Origin of the sequence: Brevundimonas vesicularis, assembly GCF_032067225.1 — a bacterium.
Lineage (GTDB): Bacteria > Pseudomonadota > Alphaproteobacteria > Caulobacterales > Caulobacteraceae > Brevundimonas > Brevundimonas vesicularis_F.
In genome coordinates this window covers 2,328-7,418 of the sequence record NZ_DAMBJX010000090.1, presented here as the reverse complement: position 1 = coordinate 7,418, position 5,091 = coordinate 2,328, and the positions used below count along the sequence as shown (strand labels likewise).

Sequence of the window (5,091 nt, the reverse complement as noted above, 5' to 3'; positions counted from 1 at the left end):
AACTTCCACTTCGTCAAATATGCGCGGTTCGCCGGCGTTCTGTCGGTGATTCTGTGCGTCGCGGCGATCGTGTCTTGCTTCTATCCCGGCCTGAACATGGGCATCGACTTCCGGGGCGGCGCCTCGATGGAAGTGTCCAAGCCGGCGGGTCAGACGATCGAGCTGGATCGGGTCCGCGAGGCCGTGAATGGCCTGAACCTAGGCGACGTCCAGGTTCAGGGCATCGCGCGCCGCGACACCAATGTCGATGACGGCTCGACCGCCATTCTTCGCTTCCAGGTGCCGGAAGGCCGCGATCAGACCCAGGTCGTCAACCAGGTCGAGGGCGCCATCAGCGGCGCAGTCGGTCAGGTCAACTATTCGGGCGTCAGCGTCGTCGGCTCCAAGGTGTCGGGCGAACTGTTCACCTCGGGCCTGTTGGCTCTGGGCGTCGCGATCGGCCTGATGTTCCTCTACATCTGGTTCCGCTTCGAACCGCAGTTCGGGTTCGGCGCCGTGGTCGGTCTGCTGCACGACGTGATCCTGACGTTCGGGCTGATCGTGCTGTTCAAGCTGGAGTTCAGCCTGAACATGGTCGCCGCCGTCCTGACCGTCATCGGATATTCGATGAACGACACCGTCGTCGTTTTCGACCGTCTTCGCGAGAATCTGCGCAAGTACAAGACCATGCCGCTGCGCGACGTGATCGACCTGTCGCTGAACGAGACTCTGTCGCGGACCATCATCACCGGCGTGACCGCCGTCATGGTGCTGGCGGCTCTGGCCATCTTCGGCGGCGAGGCCCTGTTCGGCTTCTCCATCGCTCTGATGTTCGGCATCATCATCGGCACCTATTCGTCGATCTATGTCGGCGCGCCGATCATCCTTCTGTGGGGCGTCAAGCGCGGCGCCCTGGCTGACGACGCCAAGCCTGTGAAGCTGGGCATGGCCAGCCGGCCATAGGTCGAGCGCCATCGTCGAAAGTTGGGCCGTCCCGGCATCGCCGGGGCGGCCCTTTTCCTTGGACGGCGTCCGTGCAAGGCTGAGCCTATGAAAGCGCTCGTCTATACCGCCGTTGCCCTCGCCCTGACCGGCGGAATGTCCGCCTGCACCGACAGCAAGCGGGCGCGCAACGACGCCACCTGGGGCGACAAGCCGGCGGACATCACGTGCTGGACCTATGGAGTGGAGAACTTCAAGGGACGCTCGACCGGCAAGGTCGAATATGACGACGGCGGCCGGATCTCGTTCGTCGACGCGTCGAACAACCGCTACACCACGATCGATGGCGATTGCCGCGTGGTTTATATGCAGCCCAGCAAATAGGGCCGGATGGCGGGCGGAGGCGTGAACCTCCGCCCTGCGTCGATCAGCGCAGCGAGGCCGTGAAGCGCTGGATGCGGGTGCAGGCTTCTTCCAGCACGGCGTCCGAGGTGGCGTAGCTGATGCGGAAATAGGGGCTCAGGCCGAAAGCCTCGCCCTGGACCACGGCGACGCCCTCGGCGTTCAGCAGTTCCGCGGCGAAGGTGGAATCGCCATCGATGGCGACACCCGTCTCGGTCGTCTTGCCGATCAGTCCGGCGATGGACGGATAGACGTAGAAGGCGCCCTCGGGCGTGGCGCATGTGATGCCAGCCGCCTGGTTGAGCATCGAGACAACGAGGTCACGGCGCTTTTCGAAAGCGGCCTTGCGCTCAGGGATGAAGTCCTGCGGGCCGTTCAGCGCTTCGACGGCCGCCCACTGGCTGATGCTGGACGGGTTGGACGTGGTCTGGCTGGCCACCTTACGCATCAAATCGATCAGCGGCTTGGGGCCGCCGGCGTAGCCGATGCGCCAGCCGGTCATGGCATAGGCCTTGGACACGCCGTTGACCGTCAGGGTGCGGTCGATCAGCTCCGGCGCCACCTGGGCGATGGTGGTGTATTCGAAGTCGCCATAGACGAGGTGCTCATACATGTCGTCTGTCAGCACCCAGACGTGCGGATGGCGACGCAGGACCTCGGCCAAGGCTTCAAGCTCGGCGCGGGTGTAGGCGGCGCCGGTGGGGTTGGACGGGCTGTTCAGGATCAGCCACTTGGTGCGGGGCGTGATCGCGGCTTCCAGCACAGCGGGCAGCAACTTGAAGCCGTCCTTCTCCTCGCCGATCACGGTGACGGGCTCGCCGCCGGCCAGCAGCACCATGTCGGGATAGCTGACCCAATAGGGGGCGGGCACGATGACTTCGTCGCCGGGGTTCAGCGTCGCGACCAGGGCGTTGAAGATGACGGGCTTGCCGCCCGGCGCGACGTGGATGTTGGCGACTGTATAGTCGAGATCGTTCTCGCGCTTGAACTTGGCCACGATGGCCGCCTTCAGCTCGGGCATGCCGTCCGCGTCGGTGTATTTGGTCTCGCCGCGGCTGATCGCGTCGATCGCCGCCTGTTTGATGTTTTCAGGCGTATCGAAGTCCGGCTCACCGGCGCCCAGGCCGATCACGTCGCGGCCTTCGGCTTTCAGCTTCCGGGCCTGCGCGGTGACGGCGATGGTGGCCGAGGGCTTGACGCGGGCGAGGGCGGAAGATTGCAGGCTGGACATGAACTATCCCGTGGTTTTGGAAGTTTTTGCCGGGGAGGCGGGGTTGTTTACGCGGCGTCGCCCCTCGGGACAATGCGCTGATGCTCGCTAATGCAGAGATGGGATGATAAGCGGCGGCTCTGATGCGCTGGATCATCGATTTCCTGTCGAACATGGAGGCGCGTCGCTGGCGCGCCGTGCTGGCGACGGCCCTGCTGCTGGGCGCGATGATCGCCCTGTTCGCCGTGGGCAAGAGCCAACTGGGGCTGGAGGCCGAGGGGCGGCTGGAAGACTGGCTGGGCGGGTTCCGTCAGGGGCCTTGGGGGCTGGTCGCCGCCATCGTGGTGTTCACGGTCTCGGCCTTTTTCGGCGCGCCGCAGTTTATCCTGATCGCCGCCTGCGTCGTGGCGTTCGGGCCGTGGTTCGGCTTTCTCTACAGTTGGATCGCGACGGTCGTGTCGGCGGGCGTGACCTACTGGCTGGGACGCGGACCCACGGCGCGGCTTCTGGCGCGGCACGGCGGCAAGACGGTCGGACGGCTGACGCGGTTCGTCGGCAAAAATGCCTTCTACGCCAGCTTCATGATCCGCAACGTGCCGTCGGCGCCGTTCATCGTCGTCAACATGGCGTTCGGGGCGGCGAGGGCGTCATTCCCGGGCTTTCTGGCGGGGTGCGCGCTGGGGGTATTGCCGAAGACGGCGCTGGTCGCTTTCTTCGGCGGATCCTTCATGACGGCGGTCAGCGGCGACGGGATCTGGACCTCGGCCATACTGGCGGGCGTGGCGCTGGCCTGGCTGGCGCTGATGCTGTTGGTGCGTGAACTGGTCAAGCGGCGCGAGATCGCGCGCGGCGACTGAGGGAATTTGCTTAGCCTGCTATTTAGACTCCGTTCATCCAGAGGTTGCATAGTGTTGCTTTGGAGGCGTCGCCATGGATGTCCGTATTCTGAAGACGCAGCACGGCCGGATCATTCGACTGGCCAGCGCCTTGGGCGGCACAGCCGCCATTATGAAAACGTCGGACGATGCGATCCGCGCCCGTGAGCTGATGCGTGCGCTGAATACGGCTCTGACCGAGCATCTGGCGATCGAGGACGGCGAACTTTATCCCGTCCTGATGCGGTCGCAAGATCATTCGGTTCGCGACCTTGCGCAGCACTACGTTGAGGACATGGGGGCGCTGAGCGGCGTTTGGGCGCACTATTTCGAAGAGTGGTCGCAGGCCCGCATTCTGACGGATCGGGAGCGTTTCGCCTCTGTAACCAAGGGGTTGATCGGCGCCTTGGCGCATCGGGTCGCACGCGAGGAGGACACGCTGTATCCCACGATGGAGGCGGCGGACGCCCTGGCCGTCGTTCCGAAGCGCGACGGCAGGCCGACATCCTGAAGCCGGTGTCCACAGGCGTCGTGCCTCGATAGCCCTCTCCATATGACGACACTGTCATCGGGGCTTGTATTCCCGGTTTCATACGGGCAAACCCGCCGCTAGTAGGCGTGGCGAAGACGATCAGGAACTGTCCGGCGTGGGGATGTCAGGGCAGTTGGGGCGTCGCCAGGTCGACTGAGACATCTAGACGCCCTGACAGCTAACAACGGTATCGATTCCCATGAGCTTCTCCCTTTTCGGCGCGATCTCCAACGACATCGCGATGGACCTGGGCACCGCCAACACCCTGATCTACATGAAGGGCAAGGGCATCGTCCTGAACGAGCCGTCGGTCGTGGCGCTGAGAAACGTCGGGGGGCGAAAGGTCGTTCACGCCGTGGGGATCGAGGCCAAGCAGATGCTGGGCCGCACGCCGGGCCACATGGAGGCGATCCGCCCCATGCGCGACGGCGTCATCGCCGACTTCGAAGTCGCCGAAGAGATGATCAAGCACTTCATCCGCAAGGTTCATAACCGCAAGGGCTTCGTGAACCCCAAGATCATCGTCTGCGTGCCCTCGGGCGCCACGGCGGTCGAGCGTCGCGCGATCAACGACAGTTGCCTGAACGCCTCGGCGCGCCGCGTGGGCCTGATCGACGAGCCCATGGCCGCCGCGATCGGCGCCGGCCTGCCGATCCACGAGCCGACCGGCTCGATGGTTGTCGACATCGGCGGCGGCACGACGGAAGTCGCCGTCCTGTCGCTGTCGGGCATCGTCTATTCGCGTTCGGTCCGCGTCGGCGGCGACAAGATGGACGACAGCATCATCAGCTACATGCGCCGCAACCATAACCTGCTGATCGGCGAAACGACCGCCGAACGCATCAAGAAGGACATCGGCACCGCCCGCATCCCGGCCGACGGCGAAGGCCTGTCGATCGAGGTCAAGGGCCGCGACCTGATGCAGGGCGTGCCGCGCGAGGTGCGTATCTCGGAGCGTCAGGCGGCGGAAGCGCTGGCCGAGCCGGTCACCCAGATCATCGAAGCCGTGAAGGTCGCGCTGGAAGCCACCCCGCCTGAACTGGCCGCCGACATCGCCGACAAGGGCATCATGCTGACGGGCGGCGGCGCCTTGCTGCGCGGTCTGGACGTCGAGATCCGCGATCACACCGGCCTGCCGGTCTCGGTCGCCG

General features: G+C 64.9%; 6 protein-coding genes. 5 read left to right on the top strand and 1 reads right to left on the bottom strand.

Features of this window, described 5'->3' with window-relative positions; translation table 11 throughout:
* The coding region (gene secF / locus RT123_RS15070; protein WP_313009996.1) for a protein translocase subunit SecF at positions 1 to 942 on the top strand (942 nt) is incomplete at its 5' end.
* 87 nt (positions 943 to 1,029) lie between these two features.
* Positions 1,030 to 1,305, top strand: coding sequence for a hypothetical protein (locus tag RT123_RS15065; RefSeq protein WP_055804960.1), 276 nt, complete (start codon positions 1,030 to 1,032; stop codon positions 1,303 to 1,305).
* 43 nt (positions 1,306 to 1,348) lie between these two features.
* On the opposite strand, the gene RT123_RS15060 is transcribed toward RT123_RS15065, so the two are convergent.
* Positions 1,349 to 2,554 (bottom strand): pyridoxal phosphate-dependent aminotransferase, encoded by a 1,206-nt coding sequence (locus tag RT123_RS15060; RefSeq protein ID WP_313009995.1) that lies wholly within the window; start codon positions 2,552 to 2,554, stop codon positions 1,349 to 1,351.
* Between the two features lie 122 nt (positions 2,555 to 2,676).
* Here RT123_RS15060 and RT123_RS15055 point away from each other — a divergent pair, with 122 nt between their 5' ends.
* From RT123_RS15055 to RT123_RS15045, 3 genes are all read left to right on the top strand, one after another.
* The gene (locus RT123_RS15055; protein WP_137721728.1) at positions 2,677 to 3,390 is read left to right on the top strand and encodes a TVP38/TMEM64 family protein; all 714 of its coding nucleotides are present in this window, start codon (positions 2,677 to 2,679) and stop codon (positions 3,388 to 3,390) included.
* Between the two features lie 73 nt (positions 3,391 to 3,463).
* Positions 3,464 to 3,919 (top strand): hemerythrin domain-containing protein, encoded by a 456-nt coding sequence (locus RT123_RS15050; RefSeq protein ID WP_313009994.1) that lies wholly within the window; start codon positions 3,464 to 3,466, stop codon positions 3,917 to 3,919.
* A gap of 220 nt (positions 3,920 to 4,139) precedes the next feature.
* Positions 4,140 to 5,091, top strand: a 952-nt coding sequence (locus RT123_RS15045; RefSeq protein ID WP_313009993.1) for a rod shape-determining protein, incomplete at its 3' end; no start/stop codon positions are given.

Coding starts and splice junctions, on each gene's coding strand:
- RT123_RS15065 (WP_055804960.1), top strand. CDS start 1,030: ATGAAAGCGCTCGTCTATACCGCCGTTGCCCTCGCCCTGACCGGCGGA.
- RT123_RS15060 (WP_313009995.1), bottom strand. CDS start 2,554: ATGTCCAGCCTGCAATCTTCCGCCCTCGCCCGCGTCAAGCCCTCGGCC.
- RT123_RS15050 (WP_313009994.1), top strand. CDS start 3,464: ATGGATGTCCGTATTCTGAAGACGCAGCACGGCCGGATCATTCGACTG.
- RT123_RS15055 (WP_137721728.1), top strand. CDS start 2,677: ATGCGCTGGATCATCGATTTCCTGTCGAACATGGAGGCGCGTCGCTGG.